This is a genomic window from Solidesulfovibrio alcoholivorans DSM 5433 (assembly GCF_000702665.1).
GTDB lineage: Bacteria > Desulfobacterota > Desulfovibrionia > Desulfovibrionales > Desulfovibrionaceae > Solidesulfovibrio > Solidesulfovibrio alcoholivorans.
Map to the genome: position 1 here is coordinate 13,602 of NZ_JNJA01000013.1, position 22,896 is coordinate 36,497.

Below are 22,896 nucleotides of genomic sequence, written 5' to 3' on the forward strand. Positions count from 1 at the left end.
CGGCTGTGACGGGATTGTCCTCCCCTGACGGAATTCGCCATTTTGGTGCCGGACCTCTGAACAAGTTGGCGTCCATGGCCAAAGCCGCCCTTAAGGGGGAACTTTGTCGGGACGGCCACGCCGCCGGTTTCGGTGAACTCGACGCCCTCGCAACAGCCTTGTGTGAACGCTCCATCTGCCGCCAGGAATCCAACCAGACCATGGCTGAGAAACACAAGGGACTTGAGGTTCGCTTGGGCACTGCGCAAAGGGGTGTGCCGCTGGTCAATTAGGCAACGATATGATGCACAACAAAACAAAAAGCAAATTAATCTCAGAGCTTGAGGGGGCAAGGAATCGCATCCGCGAGCTTGAATCCCTGTTGTCTGAAAAAAAACCGATGCTGCTATCGCAGCCAGCATGCATTGGTGGGCGATCTGCCGATTATCTCCATAGTCTTGTTAGTGCTATTCCGGATCTTGTCTGGCTCAAGGATCCTAATGGTATTTATTTGGCATGTAATTCTGTCTTTGAGAGCTTCTTTGGCGCAAAGGAAGCGGAAATTGTTGGCAAGACTGATTATGATTTTGTTTCCAAAGAGCTTGCGGACTTTTTTTGTGAGCATGATCGAAAGGCGATGGCTGCGGGAAAACCGAGTGCGAATGAAGAGTGGTTGACTTTTGCCACTACCGGGAAAGTCGGCTTATTCGAGACCATTAAAACTCCAATGTTCGATTCAGACGGATGTTTGATTGGAGTGCTTGGGATCTCAAGAGATATTACTGACCGTAAAAATCTTAATACCGCTCTTCAAAAACGGGTAGATGCTCTGACCAAGCCTCTGGATGATTCTGGAGAAATAGTGTTTGAGAATCTGTTTAATATAAACGATATCCAACAACTCCAGGACGAGTTTGCTCAGGCAACAGGTGTTGCGTCGATCATCACCAGGCCAGATGGTACACCGATAACCAAACCTAGCAACTTTTGCAGGCTATGTATCGATATTATTAGAAAGACAGAAAAAGGTCTGGAGAACTGCTACAAGTCTGATGCAGTGCTTGGGCGGTTGAAGGCTGATGGCCCAACAATTCAACCGTGTATGAGTGGAGGGTTGTGGGATGCAGGTGCCGGCATTTCAGTTGGCGGTCAACATGTGGCCAATTGGCTTATAGGCCAAGTGCGGGATGGGAGTCAGACCGAAGAGAAAATACGTGCTTATGCTCATGAGATCGGGGCGGACGAAAGTGAGATGGCTCTCGCATTCTCAGAAGTGAAATCCATGCCTCGCGAACAGTTTGAGCGAGTCGCCCGGGTGCTGTTTACGCTTTCGAACCAAATTTCAAATATTGCTTATCACAATTTGCAGCAGGCCCGTTATATCAACGCGCTCAAATTGGCTGAGTCAGAATTGGCAACGACACGAAATTATCTCGCTAATATTATTGACTCCATGCCTTCCTTGCTGGTCGGTGTCGACATGGAATGCAGAGTCACGCAATGGAACGTAAAAGCCGAAATGGTTACAGGATTGACATCGCATGAGGCCGTTGGGAAGAAAATTGACGTTGTTTTGCCAAAGCTGGCTGGAGAACTAAAACAGATACATGAGACAATTCGTACTCGAACCCCTTCGGTTGGTTCTTTGCAGACTGTGGCAGAGGGCAATCGTATTTATGAGAATATTACAATATATCCTTTGATCGCCAATGGTGTTGATGGCGCAGTTGTGCTTATGGACGATGTCACTGATCGTGTCAGGCTTGAGCAGATGATGGTTCAATCTGAGAAAATGATGTCTGTCGGTGGGCTGGCTGCTGGAATGGCCCATGAGATAAACAACCCCCTGAGCTCCATCCTTCAGGCCGCCCAAGTCTGCCTGATGCAGATTAACCCGGAGATTGCAGCCAATAAGGCCGCCGCACAGGACTGCGGCTGCACCGTGGAAGCTGTATACTGCTACCTTGAAAAGCGGCGCGTGCTCAAATTTCTGAACGGCATCCAGGAAGCGGGCAAACGCGCGACCGGCATCGTGTCCAGCATGCTGGAATTCTCCCGCAAGAGCGAGACACGGCGAACGTTGGCCGATATCCACGAGATTTTAGACAAGAGTTTGGAACTGGCCGCAACCGACTATGACCTGAAAAAGAAATACGACTTCCGCCGCATCACTATCGAGCGACACTACGAGCCGGGAATTCCCACGGTCTATTGCTCCCCTACCGAGATCGAACAGGTCATCCTCAATCTCTTGAAAAACGCGGGTCAGGCTATGGCCGGCCAATCACCGCATGACAAGGTGCCCACCATCGTCCTGCGTACCAGGCGTACGGACCAGGCCGTCAGAATCGAGGTGTCGGACAACGGTCCGGGCATGGCCGAATCGGTGCGCCGGAGAGTTTTCGAACCTTTTTTCACCACAAAAGAACCGGGCGCGGGTACGGGGCTTGGCTTGTCCGTCTCGTATTTCATCATTGCCACCAACCACGGCGGCACGATTTGCGTGGAATCGGAACCAGGGAAAGGTGCCACGTTCATCATCGAACTGCCACTTGGGGGAAGCGCATGACCGGGCATCCCTTGACCATTCTCGTTGTCGACGACGAGGAAACCATACGCGACAGTCTGCAAATTTTCCTGGAGCACAAGGGGTGGAATGTGGTCACGGCGGCCAGCGCGGAGCAGGCCATGGAAGTCCTCGCGAGGCAGCACTGCGACGGGGCCATCATGGACATACGCCTGCCGGGCCAAAGCGGCGACGCCATGATCGTCGCCCTCCAACCGCGATACCCTGACATGAAATGGCTTATCTGCACAGGCTCCATGAGTTTCAGCCTCGGCCCCGAACTGGCCGCCGCCGGAGTGACGCCCCAGGACGTTTTCACCAAACCCGTCGCCGACATGGGGCTGCTCGCGGACCGGCTTCAGCATCTCCTGGAATAAAGGACCTTGCCCATGGCCGTCTCTCCCCCCCGGGTGTTGACCATCGACGATGAGGACATGATCCGGGAAACCATTGCCGCCTACCTGGAAAACAAGGGCTATGCCGTCCTCGGAGCCTGTAACGGCCGGGTGGGGCTGGAACGCTTTTTCGCCGAACGGCCCGATCTGGTCCTGGTGGACCTGCGCATGCCGGAAATGGACGGCCTGGAAGTCCTGGCCAGAATCCGGGACTTCTCCCCGGACACGCCGACCATCGTGGTTTCTGGCACGGGTGTGCTACGGGATGCCCTGGAATCCATACGGCGCGGAGCCTGGGACTATGTGACCAAGCCCATCCAGGACATGGACATCCTGGGTTTGGCGGTGGAGAAGGCCCTGGAACGGGCCAGGCTCCTGCGTGAAAACAAGGCCTATCAGGAAAATCTCGAGTCTCTGGTGCGTGAGCGGACGGCCGAGGTGGAAGAAACCCGCCGCCAGATCATGCAGCGGTTAAGCCGGGCCGCTGAGTTCAAGGACAACGAGACGGGCCGGCATGTCGTGCGCGTGGGCGAGATCAGCGCCTTGATCGGGCGGGCCGTGGGCCTTTCCCCGGAGGAATGCGACAGGCTGCGGGAGTGCGCCCCCCTACATGACCTCGGCAAGATAGGCATTCCCGACGCCATCCTGCTCAAACCCGGCCCGCTGACGCCCGGGGAGTGGGAAGTCATGAAACGCCACTGCCTTTTCGGCTGCGAAATTCTCGGCCCGCTCGGCAGCCTTCGGGACGCCCATGACTGGTGCTCGCAACCCCTGCAACCGACCCGCTGCGCCGACCACAATCCGTTTCTGGACCTCGCCCGAACCTTGGCCCTTTTGCACCACGAACGCTGGGACGGCCGTGGCTATCCCTTTGGGCTTGTGGGGGAGGACATCCCGCTTGAGGCGCGCATCGTGGCCGTGGTTGACGTCTACGACGCCCTGCGCAGCACCAGGGCCTATAAAAAGGCCTATTCGGAAGAGCAGAGCCTGGAGAATCTGCGCCAAGGCTCCGGAACCCGGTTCGATCCACATCTCGTAGAGGTGTTTTTTATGCATCTCGATGCCATAAGGGCCATTCTGGATAAGTGGAAGGACGAGTAGGAGGGATGCCATGGCAGAAACAAACGACAACCGCCGCCCACAGTCCACCGACGTTCCCTCCACCCAGGCAGTGGGCACGGCCGACATGCGAGCGCCTTACGTCCGGGACGAACTCGCCCTCTTTCATGCACTGCTGGACCGGGCTCACGATCCCATCTTTCTGGTGGACACCCATTCCGGCGTGCTGCTTGAGGCCAATCAGGCCGCCATCGATCTGCTCGGACTCAGCAAGGTGGACCAGGCCTGGAAATCCTTGATCGAGGGCTTCAGCGTGGTCCGGCGGGTCCCCCTGGCCGGGGGGCTCGACGACGTACCCGAGGGTGAAACCCACGAAGTCGCCTACACCGCACCCTCGGGCATGCGGCGTTTGTTCGAGCTGACGCTCAGCACCATGCGCATTGACGGCCACTGCTATACCGTGGGCGTGGCTCGCGACATCACCGCGCGCAAAGCAACCGAGAGCGCCCTGCGCCAAAGCGAGCAGCAACTGCGCACGCTTTTCGAAACCGCGCCGGTTGGCATCTTCACCACCACGGTGGCGGGACGCCAAGTTTTTTGCAATGAAGCAAACGCCGTCATACACGGCTATGCCTCACCGGAGGAGTTCCAGAAGGCGGTCGGGCAAACGATCATCAGCCTGTATGTCGATCCCGAAGAGCGCAAGGAATTCCTACGGCTCCTGCAACGGGACGGGGCGGTGAAAAATTTCGAGAGCCGACACAGGAAAAAAGACGGCTCCACGGTCTTGATCGCCGTATGGGCCAAGCTCCGTCGGGATGCAAACGGGGGTGAAGAGAGCATCGAAGGGGTTTGCATCGACATCACCGAGCACAAAAAGGCCGAGCAGGAAATCCGTGAGGCCAGGGAATACCTCAAGAGCATCGTCAACGCCATCGGCGACCCGATATTCGTCAAGAACGAACACCGTTGCTTCGTGCTGGTCAATGACGCCCTGTGCGCCCTCGTCGGCCGTCCCCGGGAGGAAATCCTGGGTCGCACGGACAAGGATTTTTTCCCCCCGGAACAAGTGGACGCCTTTTGGAAGGTGGACGATCTCGTGCTCGCCACGGGCCTTGAAAACGTCAGTGAAGAGAGAATCACCGCCGGTCTTGGGCAAATCCGGACCATCGTCACAAAAAAGACCCGTTATGTCGACGCGTTGGGCGGGAAAAGCGTTGTCGGCGTCATCCGCGACATCACCGAACGCAAGCAGATGGAGTGCACCCTCGAAGCCTCGGAGGAGAAATTCCGCAGCATCGTGGAATCCTCGCCCACGGCGATGTTTTTTTACCACCTGGAGTCGGACGGCCGCCTGCTGTTGACCGGGGCCAATCCGGCGGCCGATGTCCTGGTGGGTCTCGACCGCCGGACCCTGACCGGCAAGTCCCTGGAAGAGGTGTTTCCCGGCTTGGCCCAAACAGCGTACCCCGCGTTGTACCGTCGGGTGGCCCAGGGACTCCTCCCTGCCCAGTCCTACGAAGCCTCCTATCAGGACGAGCGCCTGTCAGGCCACCACGACGTCCGTGTCTTTCGCACCGGACCGGACTCAATTGTTGTGGACATTCTCGATACCACCGAGCGGATCCGGCTGCAGGAAATGATGGTCCAGTCGGAGAAGATGGCTTCGGTGGGGGGGCTTGCCGCCGGCATGGCCCACGAGATCAACAACCCCTTAAGCAGTATCCTCCAGGCGGCCCAGGTTTGCCTCATGCAGCTCGATCCGGCGCTGCCGGCCAACCAGGAGGGGGCCACGGCCTGTGGCTGTACCGTTGAAGCTGTGCGCTGCTATCTCGAAAGACGCCGGGTGTTTAAATTCATGGCGGGCATTCAGGAGGCCGGTAAGCGCGCCGCCGCCATTGTCTCCAGCATGTTGGAATTTTCTCGCAGAAGCGAATCCCGGTGCGCCCCGGCCGACATCAACGCCGTCCTGGACCGTAGCGTCGAGCTGGCCTCCACGGATTACGATCTGAAAAAGAACTACGATTTCCGGCATATCACCATCATACGCCGCTACGCCGAGGGTCTGCCCGAAATCACCTGCACGCGTACCGAAATCGAACAGGTGCTCTTAAACCTCCTTAAAAACGCCGCCCAGGCCATGGCCGGGCATCCACCGGGGCAGGCCGCACCGACCATCGTGCTCGCGACGTCGCGCACCGACACGGGGGTGCGCATTGAGGTGGCCGACAATGGGCCTGGTATGACCGACGCCGTACGCCGCCGGGTGTTCGAGCCATTTTTCACCACCAAGGAGCCGGGACTCGGTACCGGACTTGGCTTGGCCGTGTCCTATTTCATCATCACCGTCAATCACGGCGGGAAAATCAGCGTGGACTCCGAGCCGGGCAAGGGAGCCACTTTCATCATCGAACTCCCCAGCGCGAGGCGGTCATGAGCGCGTCCCAACCATCCCTCCTGACCATCGACGATGAAAGCATGATCCGCGAGACGATCGCCGCCTATATGGAAAACCGCGGATTCACCGTGTTCGAGGCCCCGGACGGCCGCCGGGGGCTGGACGTGTTTCTCGAAAAACGCCCCGACGTGGTTCTGGTTGATCTGCGTATGCCGGAAATGGACAGCCTGGATGTTCTGGCCAGGCTTCGGGACATCGCCCCAGACACGCCGACCATCGTGGTTTCCGGGACAGGGCTCCTGCGGGACGCCATTGAGGCCGTCAGGCGCGGTGCCTGGGATTACGTGACCAAGCCCATCCCGGACATGGCGATCCTGGGGCTGGCCGTGGACAAGGCCCTGGAACGGGCCGACCTGAAACGGGCCGTGCGACAGGCCGAAGAGCGCTATTCCAACCTGGTGCAAAACATCCCACTGCTCATCTTCAGTGTGACCAAGGGGGTACGCCTGGAGTTCGTCAACCAGGGATGCCGGACGCTGTTGGGCTATGCCCGGGAGGAAGCTCTTTCCCAGCCGGACTGGCTGCTTGGGCGCATCCATCCCGAACAGCGCGACTGGGTGCGCGGGAAGCTCGAAGAATGCCTGGAGGATTGCTCCCAGTCGTTTTCCCGCCAGTGCATACTCCTCCACAAAAACGGCCAGATCGTGCATGGCGTGCTCAAGTCCATTCCGGCTTCCGATTGCGCCGACCACGCGTCCCGCGCACGGGTTGAAGGCTGCATCATGGACATCGGCGACCGCATGCTGTTGGAAAAGGTGCTCGTGCAAAAGGAGAAGATCCATACCCTCGGGGCCATCTCCGCCGAAGTGGCTCATGAAATCCGCAACCCGCTGATGGCGATTGGCGGGTTCGCCAAACGTCTGATGCGCAAAATGCCGGAGCTTGAGGAAGCCGCCATCATCCTGGAGGAGGCCAACCGGCTCGAGCTTTTCCTCAATCGCATCCGGGACTATCTCAATCCGGTGCGGCAGCATCCGGTGCCGGTGGTCATGGCCGACGTGGTGCGCAACTGTCTGGCTCTGCTCGCTCCGGAACTCACGGGCAACGGCGTAACCCCGCGTCTCGATTTGGCGGCGGCGGCCGTCGTGGTCGAGGAAGACCCGGACATCCTGGCTCAGGTGGTGATCAACCTCATTCGCTTCACCCTTGCCTCCCTGCCCTCCCAGGGGCAGATGTGGATTGCCGCCCGCAGCGGCGAGGGCTTCGTCCATCTGGAGATTGGCGGGGATCAGGCCCACCCTGTGGCGGATGCGGAAAAGGTCTTTTTGCCGTTCGATGCCGGAGGGGACACGATAGGGCTTCCGGTCTGCTGCCGTCTCATGCGCGGCATGGGCGGAGCGATGCGGTTTGAACAGCAGGACGGGAAGGGACAGTTCATCATGTCGGTGTTGACTGCCGAGGCCCGGCATGCGGTTACGAACGGATGTTGCGCGGCCTGGGGGGAGGTATTGCCTGAAGCGCCGGGCAAGGAGGGGGGGGGGCCGGGGAAAGGCGGCGAACCCACTGCATAAGAGGGGGCAATGTCTCGTGACCAACGCTGGAATCGGATAACGCCTGGATCACCGTTCCCCTTCGTAGTGGGGCAGGGCATGTCGGGAACATGTTATCAGAAAAAGCAAAAGGAACTCATTCTTCCAATGGGTAGGTTTCGGACCTGACCCATGAGGTTCAGGGGTTCGGAGGTTCAAACCCTCTCATCCAGACCCAAGATTTCAAGGTGTAAAGCGAATAACCGTAGGCCATCTTCTTTTTACGACGTTTTTTTTACGACAAACACCGGGGTGGCGCGCTTCAAGACGCAGGGCGCGTCCGGCCAAGAGGGGGTTGCAGTCGATGGAGGGGCTGTTGCCGGCGTCTTCGATGACGCGCGCTGGCCACATGTTCCGGGAAAACACTCCGGGCAGGCCTGAAAAAAACCTGGGGGAGAAGCGGCCGGCCTTGGGCGCTGTTTTACGGCCCGGGACTGGCCGGCGGCGTGAAGGCTCGCCGGGGCAAGGTGACGCGCAGGCGTGCATCCCAATCGGGAATGCCCTCGCCCGGGGGTAGCCGCACTCGACGCTCTCGCCGGTTGCTGGGGAGGAATTCCATCTCGCTTTTGTCCAATACCCATCTTCCTCATGCCAATGCCCCGGTTGGCCGATGGCGTTGCCCGGCCGCCCACGGCCATGCTACCATGGGCGCGACCGTAACCGCCAACAGGGCAAGGACAAACGGATGGAGATTCTCAGGCGCATAGCGGCTTTCATTACGGAGATGGACTTCGCGGTGCTCAGCGCCCTCTCGCCGGAGGGCCCCTGGATATCGCTCATGTCCTATCTGCCCGGATCGGACGGGCTGACGGTCTGCCTGGCCATGTCCACGGGGTCCTACAAGGCGAAGCTCATACGCGAAAATCCGAATGTCGCGCTGCTCATCGACAACCGCTGCCGTCACGACGACCCGGGCAGGGTCACGGCACTGAGCATGCACGGAACCGCCGGGCACGTCACGGATCCTGCCGAACGCGGGAAGATTGTCGCGGATTTTCAAAGGCACAGGCCGCATCTGGACGCATTTCTCGGCCGGCCGGATACCGGCATCGTGCGCGTCACGCCCAGGAGTTTCCAATTGTTCGACGGCGTGGACAGGGGGGAATTTATCAAACATGGGGAAGCGGGCTGGCACCATGCGTGAGATCGCCGTCATCGGGGCTACGGGGTATGTCGGAGCCCGGCTTGTGCCGGCCCTTTTGAACGAGGGACACGTTGTCCGGGCCCTGGGGCGGTCCACCCGGAAAATCGCCGGCAGGCCGTATGCCGCGCACCGGAATCTGCGTATCGCCCACGCGGACGTGATGGACGAGGCGTCCCTGTGCGCTGCCTTGGAAGGCGTCGGGGTCGCCTACTATCTGGTGCACTCCATGAACGCGGCCACCAGGGACTACGCCGCCGCGGACCGCGCGGCGGCCGAAAACATGGCGAAAGCGGCGGCCCGGGCCGGGGTGGCCCGGATCATATACCTTGGCGGGCTCGGCAAGGCAGCGGATCGCCTCAGCCGCCACCTGCACTCGCGCACGGAGGTGGGCGCCCTCCTGTCGCGAGGGTCCGTTCCCGCAACGTGGTTGCGGGCGGCCATGATCCTGGGCTCGGGAAGCGCCTCCTTCGAAATCATGCGCTATCTGGTGGACCGGTTGCCGGTCATGATCGTGCCGCGTTGGGTCGACACGAAGTGCCAGCCTATCGCCATCGCCAACGTCGTGGACTACCTCGTCGGCTGTCTACACAGCGCAGAGACGGCGGGGCGCAGCTTCGACATAGGCGGGCCGGACGTGCTGAGTTACGGCGAACTGTTCGATATCTACGCCGAAGAGGCGAAACTTCCCAAACGCAGGCGGCTGCATGTGCCCTTTTTTACGCCGGCGCTCAGTGCGCGGTGGATTCATCTGGTCACGCCGGTGCCGGCCAGCATCGGCAAGCCCCTGGCCGAGGGGCTGCGCAACGAGGCCGTCTGCACGGAAGAGGCCATCCGCGCCTGTGTGCCGGTCCGCTTGATCAGCTGCCGCGAGGCCATCCGCGAGGCCCTCGCGGACACGCGGGAGGACCGGGTCGTCAGTTGTTGGTCCGACGCGGGGGACATCCGCCCCCCGGCCATGATTTCTCCGGGCGACCCCGGGTATGCCGGCGGCACCGTGCTGGAGATGAGTTACGCCTGCCTGGCGGAAGGGGCGACCGCGCCTTTGTGGAAGGAGGTCGTCGCCGTCGGCGGCACGACCGGCTGGCTCTACCTCGACGGGTTGTGGCGGCTGCGAGGCTGGTTCGATCGGCTGATCGGCGGCGTCGGACTGAACCGGGGGCGGCGGCAGGGAGGCGTGCTCGCCCCGGGGGACGCCTTGGACTGTTTCCGGGTGCTCGGGCTGGTGGAGAACAGATTGCTGCTGTTGCGTTTCAACATGCGCCTTCCCGGAGAAGCGGTCTTGCGGATCGCCCTGGAGGAAGAGGGGCCGGACCTCGTACGGCTACGGCTGAGCGCGCTTTTCCGGCCTCGCGGCCTTGGGGGGCTCGTGTACTGGGCGTTGCTCAAACCGGCGCATCGCCATTTGTTCAAGGGGTTGCTGCGGACGTTGGTGCGACGTGCGCACCTCTCCCTGCGCGAACCACCGACATCTTACGAAGGCGGACGCGAGGTCTGCGTCCTGCCTGAAACGGAAGGCCGGAGGGGCGGATCGCGATAAGGGTGGCCGGACAGAACACGGCGCAAGGAAACGGGTGGCGGAGGCTCGCCCCCTCCCCTTGAGACCAGGATTTCAAGAAGTGAAGCCCCAAAAAACCAACAAGTTGTCCTTTGTTTCGACAGTTCCCACTACAACCTCCTTCCCGATGGCGGCAGGCTCGCCTGCCTGGCCGACGGATCTCCCTGGGGGGACGCGCAACTGACGCGCGCCGTCGCCCCGTGCCCAAAACGAAAGGGCCGCTGTTCCCCCGAGGGGACATGCGGCCCTTTTTCGGATTGTCCCGACGCGGCGTCAGCCCAGCGGCTTGAAATCCGGCGTGCGTTCCACAGGCACCATGCCCGAGGCCTCGATGGCATGGCGCAGTGCGCCGAGCGTCAGGCCCTTGGGGCTGTCCGCGCCGGCGGCATGGCCGATACGCTCTTCCACGATGGTGCCGTCGAAGTCGTCGGCTCCGGCCCAAAGCGCCATCTGCGCCGCCTTGATGCCGAGCATGGCCCAGTAGGCCTTGAGATGCGGAATATTGTCCAAAAACAGGCGCGAAACGGCCATGAGCCGCATGGCCGTGACGCCGTCCGGCCCCTTGGCCCCGAGCTTGTTGTTGGCCGGCTGGTAGGCCAGGGGAATGAAGCAGGTGAAGCCGCCCGTGAGGTCCTGCAAATCGCGCAGGGCCGAGAGGTGGGCGATGCGGTCGGCCCAGTTCTCGATATGCCCGAACAGCATGGTGGCGTTGGTGGGCAGCCCCATGCCGTGGGCCGTGGCGTGCACCTGCAGCCAGCGCTCGCCCGAAATCTTCTCCGGGCACAGCTTCTCGCGAAGCGCGGGGGCGAAGACCTCGGCCCCGCCGCCCGGCAGCATCATGAGCCCGGCGTCCTTGAGGGCGGCCAGGATCTCGTATTCCGAAACCCCGCCCACGTCGGCCAGATGGGCCACCTCCACGGCGGTGAAGGCCTTGATGCCGGCGTCGGGGCGGGCCCTGCCGATGGCGCGCAGCATGGACAGGTAGTAATCCAGGGGCAGTTCGGGGTTGAGCCCGCCGACCACGTGGATTTCCCGGATGACCGCGTCGCCCCGGGCGTCGAGCTCGGCCACGATCTGCTCGACGGTGAGCGTCCTGGCCCCGGCCGCGCCCTTGACCTTGCTGAAGGCGCAGAAGCGGCAGGCGTTGACGCACACATTGGTGAAATTAATGTGCACGTTGTGCACGTAATAGGCGTTCTTGCCGTGGCGGGCCACACGGGCCTCCATGGCCGCGCCGCACAGGTCGTGCAGGGGCGCGGCCACGGCCAGCACCAGCGCATCGTCGGGGGTGAGGCGCTCGCCGGCCCGGGCCTTTGCCAGCACGGCGGCCGTCTCGCCGCCGGGAAAGGAAACTTCGGGTGTCATTGCATTCATGCCTGTGCCGCGGTAAAGGATAAGGGTTGGCGTCACCTCTACCCCTTTTCCCCGCCGTCCGCCAGGGCGGCGACGGACGCGAGGCCGGCCATGTCCCGACTGTCACTTCCCGTCCTGGCTCTGGCCCTGCTCCTGTGGGCCGGCGCGGCAGGCGCCGCGGACCCGGCTTCCGGGGCCGGCGGCGGCGATTCCCCCCAGGCCCTGGCGAAATTCTTCCAGGGCACCACCCGTTCCCTGCCGGCGGCGAACATCGATTTCACCATCGACGCCGGCTATGCCGAGCTCAAGACGGCCAGCCCCGACAGTTCCGGCCGCTACGCCATGACCGCCATCAACGTGGCCCGCGTGGCCCCGGACATCTACCGTCTGGACATAAGCCTCGAAAAACCGCTTTCGCGCAACGTGCAGACCTTCGACCAGCCCTATTTCTTCACGGACAAGCGCACCTACTATTTCTGGTACCAAAACGGCGAACGCATCGTGTTCAAGGTCGGCGGCCAGAAGGTCGTGGTGCCGCTCGGGCGCAAGGAAGTCCTGCGCGTGGACATCAAATCGCCCGACACCTACGTGATCGACCGCGAAACCATGCTGCGCGACATCTCCTTCGCCGACGGCCAGGCCACCATCCACCTGCAGCTCAAGTTCCGCTGAGGCCGCGGCCGCGAGAGGCCGTCATTCCCCCCCACACCCCATGCGCCCGGGACCCGTTCGCGACCGGGCGCAAGCACAAGGACCAGCCATGACCACAGCCGCCGTTCCGCTGCCCCTTTTCACCCTCCTGCACGGCGCGGGGTTGCCCGTGCTCGTCGAGACCGCGACCGGCGCGGGCGACCTCGCCCATGCCGCCGGGGACATCTTCGACACCGTGATCACCATGGAGGCAGACAAGGTCCTGTACGAGGCCGCCCACGAACGGCTGTCCGGCCGCAAGGGCATCCTGCCGCTTCATGGCGACGCCGCGGACATGGTGCCGAACCTGCTGCCCCGCCTGGCCAGGCCGGGCGCTTTCTGGCTGAACGCCCCGCCGCGCCCGGGCGAGGCCCTGCCCCGGGGGCTCGCGGCCATCCTGGCCGATCCGCGCGGCCATGTCGTATGCCTGCCGCATCTGGCCGCATCCGACCCGGACCTTGCCGCCGCCCTCGCGACGGGAGCGGCCCACGACGTCGTGACGTTCGACGGCGTCTGCGTCCTCGTGCCCCGCGACAACACGGCCCTGCGCAAGGCCCTCGCGCCAAGCGCCTGAGCCCGCGCCTTTCGCAACGCGCCTCCTGCTCTCCCCGTCTTTAGCAAACAGTCGCCTCCCCCCTTTCGGGGTGGTCCAGGAGGGGCCCTCGGCCCCTCCTGGCCGCCGGAGGCATTCTTCCCCCTCTTCTCTCCCTTCACCCCCGCTCCCCATCCTCCCCATTCTCTCCATCCTCCCCATTCTCTCCATATCTCTCCATTCTCTCCATATCTCTCCATTCTCTCCTTCCCTCCCCCTCCGGGATTGCGCCGGCAGGCGGGCTGGCGTAAGGAAGGGGCCGCACCATCCGTGGAAGGAGATCCCATGAAGCTCGCCCTGGCCCTCGCCTGCGCCCTGTGCCTGACGCTTACCGGCACGCTGTTCGCCTTTTCCCAGGCCACCCCCGGCGAATCCTACGCCGCCTACGCCGACGCCGCGCGCAACGCCACCTCGTGTGAGCTTTCCTCGTGCGGCTGCCTGGGGCTGCGCTGCTCCTGCTTCGACTGCGGCAAGTAGCCCGCCCTTCCCACACCATATGGGCGGCTTCATCGCCTTCCTGCTTTCCCGGGCCACGGGGCTCGACCTGTTCGTCCTGGTCCAGGCCGGCTACCTGATCCTGGGGCTTACCGGGCTCGTCATCGTTTTCGCCGGCACACGGCGCGACCTGGCCGGTGATCCGCGCCGCGGCCGCTACCTGCTGCTGTTCCTGGCCGCCCTTCCCCTGGGTCTGGCCGGCGCGCGGGCCATCCCCATCATCCAGGACGCGTTCCTTGCCGGCCGCCTCACCTTCGGCATCGTCGCGTCCGGGGGCCTGGTCTTCTACGGCGGCGCGCTGGCGGTCCTCGGCGCGCTGCGCCTGGGCTGCCCTCTTCTCGGGCTTTCGCCCTGGCCGCTGCTCGACGCCGTGTGCCGCTACGCTCCCCTCGGCCACGCCTTCGGCCGGCTGGGCTGCTTTTTCGGCGGCTGCTGCTTCGGCGCAGTCACGCACGGGCCGCTTGGCATCCGCTTTCCGGCCGGGTCCCCGGCCTATCTCCAGCACAAGCTCGACGGGCTGCTCCCGCCGAACGCCGTGGCCTCGCTGCCCGTGCATCCCTCGCAGCTCTACGAAGCCCTGGGCGACCTGGCGCTGTTCGGCCTGCTCCAGTACGCCGGCAGCCGCCGCCACGGCGGCCTGCCCCCGGGGCGCATGACGACGCTGTACCTGGCCGGCTACGCCGTGCTGCGCTTCGTGCTCGAATTCTGGCGGGGCGACACGATACGGGGCCTCTATTACGGCATTTCCACCTCGCAGTACGTGGCCCTGGCCGTGTTGGCCGGCGTGCTCGTCGTCCTGTTGCGCCGCCGGGCGCTGGCGCAATAGGCAACTCGTTTTCCGACTCGTCACGTTCTTTTCGCGCCGCGTATCCAAAAAAAACAGTCCCATCGCGTACAAGCCCTATGCAAGGGGCGACGCATACGCTATGGAAGACGGCATGTTCCAGGCTTTCTCCCGCCTCTGTCCGCTACGCATGCGGATTGTGGCCGGGATGTGCGCCCTCTGCGCCGTCCTGCTGCTGTGGCCCGTCCTTGCGCGGGCGACGCTCAAGCAGGCCGCGCTCATCCCGCAATGGGAGCCGCAGGCCCAGTTCGCCGGCTATTACGTGGCCCTGGCCAAGGGCTTCTATGCCGCGGCCGGGGTCGATATGCGTATCCTGCGCGGCGGACCGGGCTCCCCGCCGTCCCGGCTGCTGCGCGAGGGCCAGGCACAATTCGGCACGTTTTTTCTGCCCACGGCCGTCCGCGAGCGGGCCGAGGGGCTTGCGCTCGTCAACCTGGCCCAGTTCGTGCCCCACTCCAACCAGTTGCTCATCGCCCGGAAAGCCGACGGCATCACGCGCCCGGAAGACCTCGACGGCCGGCGGGTGAGCTTATGGGGCCCGGAATTTCGCATCGCGCCCGAGGAGCTTTTCAAGCGGCACGGCGTGCGCGTTACCGAGGTGCCCCAGGGCTACACCGTGGACCTGTTCCTGCGCGGCGGCGTGGCGGCCTGCTCGGCCATGCGCTACAACGAATACCACGTGCTGTTAAACGCCGGCCTCGACCCCGACGCACTCACGGTTTTCGCCATGGCCGACCTCGGCCTCGACCTGCCCGAGGACGGGCTCTACACCCTGGAAGAAACCTGGAAGAAAGACCCGGAACTGTGCCGGGCCGTGCGGCGCGCCTCCATCGAAGGCTGGAAGTACGCCTTCGCCCACCCCGGAGAGGCGCTCGACATCGTCATGAGCCACGTTTCCGCCGCCCACCTGCCCACCAACCGCATGCACCAGCAATGGATGTTCGAACACATCCGCCAGGCCATGCTCGCGGACGGCGAAGCCGGCTTCGGCACGCTCACGCGGACCGGCTACGACGCGGCGGCGCGCGCCCTGCTCGGGGCCGGCCGCATCGCGCACGTTCCCGCCTACGAGGACTTCGATGCCGACGCCCGGTAAACGCCGTTCAGGCCGGGGCCTCGGCTTCAAGCTCGCCCTGTTCATCTTGGCCAGCACCACCGCCATCTTCGTGGGGGCCGGGGCCTATTCCTACCACGCGGCCAAGCGCATGCTGCTTGCCGGGGTGCGCGAAAACGCCGTGAACCTCCTGCGCGCCGCGGCGACGCGCCTCGAAGTCCCCCTGGCCGGTGTGGAGCGCATCCCGCGCTATCTGGCCCGCCAGATCGGCCAGGAGATGCCCGACGCCGAGCGCCTGGACCGCGACCTGGAAGACTTTCTGGCCGGCAACCCCGACGTCTTCGGCACGGCCGCGGCCTTCGCAAGAGGCGCCTTCGCCCCGGGCGCGCAGCGCTTCGCCCCCTACTTCTGTCGCAGGGACGGCCGACCGGCCAAGGTGCCCCTGGGGTACGAGGACCGCTACGAGCTGGAGAACTGGTATCTCGTGCCGCGAGAACTCGGCCGCCCGGTCTGGAGCGAGCCCTATTTCGACGAATCCGGCGGCGACATCGTCATGACCACCTACAGTGTGCCCATCTTCCGCACCGAAGGGGCGAAGCGGACGTTTTGCGGTGTGGTCACGGCCGACGTCTCCCTGGAATGGCTGCGGGAGCAGGTGCGCAAGATCAACATGTACAGCTCGGGCTACGCGTTCCTGCTCAGCAAAAACGGCGTGTTCGTCTCCCACCCCGAGAGCCGCTACATCATGCGCGAAAGCATCTTTTCCCTGGCCGAGCAGGCGAAGAGTCCCGAACTGCGCGCCGTGGGCCAGGCCATGACGCGCGGCGGCGAAGGCTTCGCCCGGCTGCCGGATTTCGTGCTCGGCCAGCCGGCCTGGCTCGCCTACGCGCCCATGGCCGCCACGGGCTGGTCCATGGGCGTCATCGTGCCCGAGGCCGAACTGTTCGCGGACCTGAACCGCCTGGGGAGCACGGTCGCGGCCATCGGCGCGGCCGGGTTCGTGCTGCTGCTTTGCGTCATCGCGGCCATCGCCGCGACCATCACCCGGCCGCTGTCGCGCCTGGCGGCCACGGCCGCGGAAATCGCCAAGGGCAACCTCGATACGCCCGTGCCCGCGCCGGCAAGCGGCGACGAGGTGGGGCGGCTGTCGCGCTCGTTCGAGCAGATGCGCCTGGCGCTTCGCGACTACATCGCCGACCTCACGGCCACGACCAAGGCCAAGGAGCGCCTGGAATCGGAGCTCAAGATCGCGCGCAACATCCAGATGAGCTTTCTGCCCAAGCACTTCCCGCCCTTTCCGGAAATCTCGGCCTTCGAGCTGCACGCCACACTGGAACCGGCCTGGGAGGTGGGCGGCGACCTCTACGACTTCTTCCTCATCGGGCCGGACAAGCTGCTGTTCCTCGTCGGCGACGTCTCGGGCAAGGGGGTGCCCGCGGCACTGTTCATGGCCGTGACCAAGACCCTGGTCAAAGGCATCGCCGAACAGGAAGCCGACCCGGCCGGGATCCTGTCCAAGGTCAACAAGGAACTGTGCGTGGACAACGAATCCATGCTCTTCGTCACCATGTTCCTGGCCATCCTGGACTTCCGCACGGGCGAGCTGGCCTTCTCCAACGCCGGGCACAACCCGCCGGCCCTGATCGCGCCGGATGGGGCCGTGTCCTGGCTGCCGCTGCCGCGCGGCGTGTTCCTCGGCATCATGGAGGATGCCGTCTACAAGACCAGCCGGACTTCCCTGCCGCCCGGGGCCAGGCTCGTGGCCTTCACCGACGGCGTGACCGAGGCCATGAACCCCGGGCAACGCCTTTTCGGCACGGACAGGCTGCGCGAGGCGCTTGTGCGGGCTCGCGACATGCCGCCGGAGGTCATGGACGCGGCCGTCATGGAGGCGGTGCGCGGCTTCGCCGGCACGGCCGAGCAAGCGGACGACATCACCGTGCTGACCCTGTTGTATCGCGGTGATGCGAAGGCGTAACGCCGTGTGACAACGCCGTAGACGCGTCTGCGACCGCAACCCTTCACTAGCATCGCACAAGTGGCGTTTTCATTTATTTTGGAATTCAGTTGCATTCGCCCATTTTCTGTCATATATGTAACGAAAGTCGTTCCCAGGAGAGACAAATGGAAGATTATCTCAAGGAAGCTTTGGAAATTGTCAAAGCGCAAGCTTCCGTGCGCACCATGACCGATGAAGAAATCACCTCGATGTTGAAAAATGTGGCCGCCGGCATTCAGGCCGCCGCCGAAGCGGACACCCTGCCCGCGGAGCCGGCCACGCCGGCCGTGGATCCGGCCAAGGCCATCAAGGAAAGCAGCGTGCTGTGCCTGGAATGCGGCAAGTCCTTCAAGGTGCTCACCAAGAAGCATCTGGCCGCCCACGGCATCACACCCGAGGAATACCGGGCCAAGTACGGCTACAAGAAAGGCGCGCCCCTGGCCGCCAAGTCCCTGCAACGCGAGCGCCGCAAGAAGATGAAGGACATGCGGCTGTGGGAGCGTCGGCGCAAACCCGCTGCCGTCGCCGAATAGGACAGACGCCTTCCCGCCTCTCCGCCAGGCGATGCATCCCAAGCGACATGGCGCGCGGCCGATTTTCGCGGGAACGGCCGCGCGCGGCGCGTCCGGCGGCGACCGCCTCCCCGTACCACCCCGCAAGCCCCTTCCCGGCCGGGACGCCGCGCCCTCTGGCGCTTACGCTTCCTCGGACGGAATGATGACCTTGACCGGATCGGTCAGGGTTTCGTAACGGGCCAGTTTGGCGATGTGCTCCAGGGCGACGCTCGAGAGCGACGCTCCCCGGGAGAGCACCTTGATCTGCTGCCCGCCCCGCGAAACGTACATGTCCTCGGCCAGGATCATGTTATCGCGCAGGCTTTTGACGGCCATGGGCACGATGACGTACTTGCCCTCCTCGCCGAGCGCCTCGCCGAGCGCCGCCAGCACGTCGGGGTCGTACAGACCCGAGGCCTGGCGCAGTTGCTTGTAGGCGTCGGCCTTGGGCTGGCCCGCGCCGAGAAAGCGGTCGAAATCCAGAAGCACCCGCAGGATGCGCGCGCCAAGGGGTATCTCCTTGCCGCGCACGGCGTCCTCGGGAAAACCGCCGCCGTCGAAATTCTTCTCCTGGTAGGCGATGGCCTTGGCCACGCCGCCCATGCGCGGGATATTGGCCACGAGCCGCGCCGCCACCTCGGCGTGCTGCTGGTAGACGGCCTGGTCCTCGGCTCCGAGCGTCCGGCCGCGTTCCACCCGCGAGATCAGGTTGTCCGGCAGCGTGATGTAGCCGAGCAGGCACAGCATGGCCGCGGCCTCGGTCTGCCAGGGGTTCGGGTCGCCGCACAGCTTCGCCAGGGGCCGCACGTAGGGCGCGATGCGCGACACCCGGCCGTAGACCTCCGGCCGCAGCAGCGACAGCACTTCCGAAAGGATGCGCAGGCTGCCCCGCAGCGTCCCTTCGAGCAATTCGCGCTCGGCCATGACCAGACGGTACTGTTCCACGGCCGCGGTCAGCGCCCCCTTGAGGTAGTCCGCCTCGCAGGGCTTGGTCAGGAAACGGAAGATGTTGCCCTCGTTGACCGCGCTAATGGCCGCCTCCAGTTCGGCGAAGCCCGTGAGCATCACACGCACCGTCTCCGGCCGCAACTCGCGCACCTTGGCCAGCACCGCGATGCCGTCCATGCCCGGCATGCGCAGGTCCGAGACCACCACGGCGTACGGCGGGTTCTCCCGGACCTTGGCCAGCCCGGCCTCGGGCCCGACGGCCGTGTCCACCTCGAAAACGCCGTGGAGGTTGCGGCGAAACCCGGCCAGTATCCGTTCGTCGTCGTCGATGAAGAGCACCCGCTTGTTCACCGTTTCCCCCTTCTTATCACCGCAAGCATGGTACGTCGCCTGTCCTCTGGCCAGCCCCAGGCCGCAGGCCCGCCAAAGGATCAGATCGGAGCCGGCTTGCCGGTTCAGGCAACGGTCGGCCAAATGCTGCGGTGCGTCGTCCTCAATACATTCGCTTCGGCGAATGGCGGCCTCCCGGAGCGCCTTTGTATGGACCGGAGGGCGCACGCGGGAGGTTTCACCCCCATGATATCGCATCCCGCAAAAATGAAAAGAACGGCAAGGTTGCGCACGCACCCGGACAATTGCCCCTTTCCAGGCGAACTTGACAGAAGCGTAAAATGTAGCAATAACTTCATTGTAGCAACTAAAAGAGCGTACCGAGGCAGCAGTGCCGACCACAAAAGAAGAAAAGCAATTACCCAGCGGCAAGGGTATGCACAACTAGAAACGCAAGCACATCACGCATACAGCAGTACAGCCTGCACCACCAGCCGCGTTTTTCAAAGCGAGAAGACCATCGTTTTTCCTGCAAAATATTTACGCAGCCCAACTTCAAACAGGAGTCTACCTGCATAAATTTAAAAATACAAAATAAATAAATAATCTGTACCAGAGCGTTACAAGCCATTCCACCGCAACAATTAAATATTGTAGTTACTTTTAACGCTTCAAATCGCCTCTCCTTGAGGCCCGTAAAAACTAGCCATGAAAAAAACAAAGCTGTTCATGACCATTCTTGCAGTATTTTTCGTCGGAACGACTTCAAGTCTTGCCGGAAGTTTCCACTATTCGAGAATGATTCCGGACAATACCGGGTTACCCTCCTTTTCCAGCCCTACGGGTATCGTACTCGACACCAGCAAAAACATGTACATCCTCGACAAGATCAATCGACGCGTCATAAAATGCGACCCATCCGGCACGCTTCTTACGGATTGGCAGGTCACGAATGCCCAGGGCATCGCAATCGACGGCAGCAACACCCTCTATATCGCCGAGGGTTACCAGATTCAAAAGTTCAACACTTCCGGAAAATTGCTTTCGAGCATCTGGCTGAGCGGAGTCTCCAACGGCACATCCATCTCCCTTGACGAGCAGGGGAATATCTATATCCTCGACAGCAGCAATAACCGCGTGGTCAAACGAAGTGCGACCGGCGCGTCCCTTGCACAATGGGGCTCGGCGGGTGCGGCCACCAGCCAGTTCAGCGGCGCAAAGGACATCCTTGTCGTCGCAGATTCCGTCTACGTTGTGGACACCGGCAACGCCCGGGTCCAAAAATTCGATACCAGCGGGAACTTCATCGCGACGCTCGGCACTACGGGCACTTTAAAAAATCCCTGCGGCATCGCCACCGACGCACAGAGCAACCTCTATGTCGTCGATACAATGCTTCATTCCATATTGAAATTTGATGCCAACGGCACACTCGCTTCGAGCTTCAGCATCCCCGGCGGCTCCACTTCGGACATGAACGGCATCAAAGTCGACAGTTCCGGAAGCATCTATTACGTGGACAATTATTATTCCGTCGTTTACATCTGGAACAGCAACCACACCCTACTCCACAAAATGGGGACAGCCAGCGCGCAAGAAGGCCATTTCAACCAACCTGGGGCCATCACATGCGATGCAAACGGCAATCTCTACATTGCGGACTCCGCCAACAATCGCATTCAACTTCTCGACAATAAAGGCTCATTTCTCAACAAATGGGGTACATCCGGTGTTTCCCTCTCCCGCCCCTCCGCCATTGCGAAAGACAAGGACAACAATTATTTCATAGCGGACACTGGCAACTACAGGATCGTCAAAATAAGCGCCACGGGCGAGGTCGGCGCCTGGGGTAGCCAGGGGAACGGAAACGGCGAATTCAACGCGCCTACCGGCGTCGCCGTTGACAGCACTGGCGCTGTCTACGTGTCGGATTCTTCCAACAACCGTATCCAAAAATTTGGCAATGATGGCACATATACCACGCAATGGGGATCATGGTCCAATGACGACGCTTATGATAACGGGAACCTTGTCCGCCCGGAACACGTGATCGTAGATACGCAAAACCAAATATGGGTGGCGGATTCCGGAAACTTCAGGGTTCAGACTTACGACTCGCTCGGGAACTTTAAAAGCATCTTCGGACATTGCATCGTACCGGGCGAAGGATGCGCCCTTTTACAACCCCATGGCATGGCACTTTTCGAAAGCAGACCCTATGTAACCAACACAAATTTCGGCTCCAATGACTGGGAAATCGGCGTCGCAAGCGGCATGCAGCACGACCTCATTAAGGATCTCTGGTTCGCCACGGGGTTCGGCCAATACGGTACGGCAGACGGTCAGTTGACCCGGCCCGTTGATATCGCCATCGACAGCCAAGGCAACAAATACGTTGTCGACGCGTTCAACAATCGAGTAACGAAGTACAATCTTTCAGACCAGTATGTCCTGGATTGGGGCTCGTTTGGCTATGGACTCGGCCAATTCAACGCTCCTACGGGCATCTTTCTCGAGAACGACAATTCCATATATGTCGTCGACGGCGGCAACAACCGTATCGAGCGTTTTTCCGCAAACGGAGGTTTCATCGAAACCATTGGTTCCAATTCACAGTTCCATTTTCCGAGCAACATCGCCAGGGACCACCAGGGAAACATCTATATCGCGGATTCGAACAACAATGCCATTCAAAAATACAATGCAAACGGGGAGTTCGTCACAAAGTGGAATACGATGAGCTCCAGCACGGACACCCTCTATTATCCCTGGGATCTGACTGTTGACAGCAACGACAACATCTATGTCATCAGCTGGAACAATTGTGTTTCGAAATACAAAGCCGACGGAACATTTCTTCTCAAATGGGGGACACAGGGAAGTGGCGACGGCCAGTTCAATTACCCCTCCAGCATCGCCGTCGACAGCAATAGCAATGTCTATGTCTCGGATACAGGAAACAGCCGTATTGAGAAATTTACGAGCACGGGTGACTTCATTACCAAATGGGGAAGCTCTGGCACCAATCAGGGCCAGTTTTCCAATCCGTACGGCATTGCAGTAGATGCTCAAGACAAGATCTACGTCTCAGACACCTATAACAACAGAATTCAGGTCTTCAACGCTTCGGGCACGTTTTCCAACCAGTTGGGCTCGGCCGGTTCCGCGCCCGGCCAATTCGCCCATCCCCGCAAAATCGCTTTCGATGCCCGCGGGAATATGTATGTCGCGGACACGGGCAACAATCGCATTCAGGTTTTCGCGCAAGTCACCGGCGGACCTGCCAACACGACGATGCTGCTGCTCCCGCAATGACCTGACATCACGAGGCGCTTCCCGAAGTGCGTTTCTT

General features: G+C 62.0%; 18 protein-coding genes. 16 read left to right on the plus strand and 2 right to left on the minus strand.

Going from position 1 to position 22,896, the window contains the following annotated elements:
- Positions 1-74 precede the first annotated feature (74 nt).
- From Q368_RS25920 to Q368_RS0117805, 8 genes are all read left to right on the plus strand, one after another.
- Complete coding sequence (locus Q368_RS25920) at positions 75-272, plus strand: hypothetical protein (protein WP_156955786.1); 198 nt, start codon at positions 75-77, stop codon at positions 270-272.
- A gap of 8 nt (positions 273-280) precedes the next feature.
- Positions 281-2,548: a PocR ligand-binding domain-containing protein gene (locus Q368_RS24900; protein WP_084158886.1), complete on the plus strand. Its 2,268-nt coding sequence runs from the start codon at positions 281-283 to the stop codon at positions 2,546-2,548.
- Complete coding sequence (locus Q368_RS0117780) at positions 2,545-2,922, plus strand: response regulator (RefSeq protein WP_029460393.1); 378 nt, start codon at positions 2,545-2,547, stop codon at positions 2,920-2,922. Before Q368_RS24900 ends, Q368_RS0117780 begins: the two co-directional genes overlap by 4 nt.
- A gap of 12 nt (positions 2,923-2,934) precedes the next feature.
- Entirely contained in the window at positions 2,935-4,041 is a 1,107-nt protein-coding gene (locus Q368_RS0117785) for an HD-GYP domain-containing protein (protein WP_029460394.1), read from the plus strand.
- A gap of 10 nt (positions 4,042-4,051) precedes the next feature.
- On the plus strand, positions 4,052-6,436 hold the full coding sequence (locus tag Q368_RS24125; protein WP_052360273.1) for a PAS domain S-box protein: 2,385 nt from the start codon (positions 4,052-4,054) through the stop codon (positions 6,434-6,436).
- On the plus strand, positions 6,433-7,968 hold the full coding sequence (locus Q368_RS23425) for a response regulator (protein ID WP_052360274.1): 1,536 nt from the start codon (positions 6,433-6,435) through the stop codon (positions 7,966-7,968). Before Q368_RS24125 ends, Q368_RS23425 begins: the two co-directional genes overlap by 4 nt.
- Before the next feature lie 703 nt (positions 7,969-8,671).
- Entirely contained in the window at positions 8,672-9,130 is a 459-nt protein-coding gene (locus Q368_RS0117800; RefSeq protein WP_029460397.1) for a pyridoxamine 5'-phosphate oxidase family protein, read from the plus strand.
- Positions 9,123-10,667 carry an SDR family oxidoreductase gene (locus tag Q368_RS0117805; RefSeq protein ID WP_029460398.1) on the plus strand — a complete coding sequence of 515 codons (1,545 nt, stop codon included), beginning with the start codon at positions 9,123-9,125 and terminating at the stop codon, positions 10,665-10,667. Before Q368_RS0117800 ends, Q368_RS0117805 begins: the two co-directional genes overlap by 8 nt.
- A gap of 291 nt (positions 10,668-10,958) precedes the next feature.
- Here Q368_RS0117805 and Q368_RS0117810 read toward each other — a convergent pair whose 3' ends face one another.
- Positions 10,959-12,059, minus strand: a complete 1,101-nt coding sequence (locus Q368_RS0117810) for a radical SAM protein (RefSeq protein WP_029460399.1) — start codon at positions 12,057-12,059, stop codon at positions 10,959-10,961.
- Between the two features lie 90 nt (positions 12,060-12,149).
- Between Q368_RS0117810 and Q368_RS0117815 the strand changes: the two genes are divergently transcribed.
- From Q368_RS0117815 to Q368_RS0117845, 7 genes are all read left to right on the plus strand, one after another.
- Positions 12,150-12,710 (plus strand): hypothetical protein, encoded by a 561-nt coding sequence (locus Q368_RS0117815; protein ID WP_029460400.1) that lies wholly within the window; start codon positions 12,150-12,152, stop codon positions 12,708-12,710.
- 88 nt (positions 12,711-12,798) lie between these two features.
- The gene (locus tag Q368_RS23430) at positions 12,799-13,302 is read left to right on the plus strand and encodes a hypothetical protein (RefSeq protein ID WP_052360275.1); all 504 of its coding nucleotides are present in this window, start codon (positions 12,799-12,801) and stop codon (positions 13,300-13,302) included.
- A 303-nt stretch (positions 13,303-13,605) separates the two neighbouring features.
- A complete protein-coding gene (locus tag Q368_RS0117825; protein WP_029460402.1) occupies positions 13,606-13,797 on the plus strand; it encodes a hypothetical protein in 192 nt (63 codons plus the stop codon).
- A gap of 19 nt (positions 13,798-13,816) precedes the next feature.
- Complete coding sequence (locus tag Q368_RS0117830; protein ID WP_029460403.1) at positions 13,817-14,641, plus strand: prolipoprotein diacylglyceryl transferase; 825 nt, start codon at positions 13,817-13,819, stop codon at positions 14,639-14,641.
- Between the two features lie 112 nt (positions 14,642-14,753).
- A complete protein-coding gene (locus Q368_RS0117835; RefSeq protein WP_245611390.1) occupies positions 14,754-15,755 on the plus strand; it encodes an ABC transporter substrate-binding protein in 1,002 nt (333 codons plus the stop codon).
- Positions 15,739-17,691, plus strand: a complete 1,953-nt coding sequence (locus Q368_RS0117840) for a SpoIIE family protein phosphatase (protein WP_029460405.1) — start codon at positions 15,739-15,741, stop codon at positions 17,689-17,691. Before Q368_RS0117835 ends, Q368_RS0117840 begins: the two co-directional genes overlap by 17 nt.
- Positions 17,692-17,837: 146 nt before the next feature.
- Positions 17,838-18,245, plus strand: a complete 408-nt coding sequence (locus Q368_RS0117845; protein ID WP_029460406.1) for a Ros/MucR family transcriptional regulator — start codon at positions 17,838-17,840, stop codon at positions 18,243-18,245.
- Between the two features lie 162 nt (positions 18,246-18,407).
- Here the strand turns inward: Q368_RS0117845 and Q368_RS0117850 are convergent, their stop codons facing one another.
- Positions 18,408-19,565 (minus strand): HD domain-containing phosphohydrolase, encoded by a 1,158-nt coding sequence (locus Q368_RS0117850; RefSeq protein WP_029460407.1) that lies wholly within the window; start codon positions 19,563-19,565, stop codon positions 18,408-18,410.
- A gap of 687 nt (positions 19,566-20,252) precedes the next feature.
- On the opposite strand from Q368_RS0117850, the gene Q368_RS0117855 reads away from it, so the two are divergent.
- Positions 20,253-22,859 carry a 6-bladed beta-propeller gene (locus Q368_RS0117855; RefSeq protein ID WP_084158888.1) on the plus strand — a complete coding sequence of 869 codons (2,607 nt, stop codon included), beginning with the start codon at positions 20,253-20,255 and terminating at the stop codon, positions 22,857-22,859.
- Positions 22,860-22,896 lie beyond the last annotated feature (37 nt).

What these genes read in the sequence shown, in the direction of transcription:
- Q368_RS25920 (WP_156955786.1), top strand. Translation starts at nt 75, where the DNA reads ATGGCCAAAGCCGCCCTTAAGGGGGAACTTTGTCGGGACGGCCACGCC.
- Q368_RS24900 (WP_084158886.1), top strand. Translation starts at nt 281, where the DNA reads ATGATGCACAACAAAACAAAAAGCAAATTAATCTCAGAGCTTGAGGGG.
- Q368_RS0117780 (WP_029460393.1), top strand. Translation starts at nt 2,545, where the DNA reads ATGACCGGGCATCCCTTGACCATTCTCGTTGTCGACGACGAGGAAACC.
- Q368_RS0117785 (WP_029460394.1), top strand. Translation starts at nt 2,935, where the DNA reads ATGGCCGTCTCTCCCCCCCGGGTGTTGACCATCGACGATGAGGACATG.
- Q368_RS24125 (WP_052360273.1), top strand. Translation starts at nt 4,052, where the DNA reads ATGGCAGAAACAAACGACAACCGCCGCCCACAGTCCACCGACGTTCCC.
- Q368_RS23425 (WP_052360274.1), top strand. Translation starts at nt 6,433, where the DNA reads ATGAGCGCGTCCCAACCATCCCTCCTGACCATCGACGATGAAAGCATG.
- Q368_RS0117800 (WP_029460397.1), top strand. Translation starts at nt 8,672, where the DNA reads ATGGAGATTCTCAGGCGCATAGCGGCTTTCATTACGGAGATGGACTTC.
- Q368_RS0117805 (WP_029460398.1), top strand. Translation starts at nt 9,123, where the DNA reads ATGCGTGAGATCGCCGTCATCGGGGCTACGGGGTATGTCGGAGCCCGG.
- Q368_RS0117810 (WP_029460399.1), bottom strand. Translation starts at nt 12,059, where the DNA reads ATGAATGCAATGACACCCGAAGTTTCCTTTCCCGGCGGCGAGACGGCC.
- Q368_RS0117815 (WP_029460400.1), top strand. Translation starts at nt 12,150, where the DNA reads ATGTCCCGACTGTCACTTCCCGTCCTGGCTCTGGCCCTGCTCCTGTGG.
- Q368_RS23430 (WP_052360275.1), top strand. Translation starts at nt 12,799, where the DNA reads ATGACCACAGCCGCCGTTCCGCTGCCCCTTTTCACCCTCCTGCACGGC.
- Q368_RS0117825 (WP_029460402.1), top strand. Translation starts at nt 13,606, where the DNA reads ATGAAGCTCGCCCTGGCCCTCGCCTGCGCCCTGTGCCTGACGCTTACC.
- Q368_RS0117830 (WP_029460403.1), top strand. Translation starts at nt 13,817, where the DNA reads ATGGGCGGCTTCATCGCCTTCCTGCTTTCCCGGGCCACGGGGCTCGAC.
- Q368_RS0117835 (WP_245611390.1), top strand. Translation starts at nt 14,754, where the DNA reads ATGTTCCAGGCTTTCTCCCGCCTCTGTCCGCTACGCATGCGGATTGTG.
- Q368_RS0117840 (WP_029460405.1), top strand. Translation starts at nt 15,739, where the DNA reads ATGCCGACGCCCGGTAAACGCCGTTCAGGCCGGGGCCTCGGCTTCAAG.
- Q368_RS0117845 (WP_029460406.1), top strand. Translation starts at nt 17,838, where the DNA reads ATGGAAGATTATCTCAAGGAAGCTTTGGAAATTGTCAAAGCGCAAGCT.
- Q368_RS0117855 (WP_084158888.1), top strand. Translation starts at nt 20,253, where the DNA reads ATGAAAAAAACAAAGCTGTTCATGACCATTCTTGCAGTATTTTTCGTC.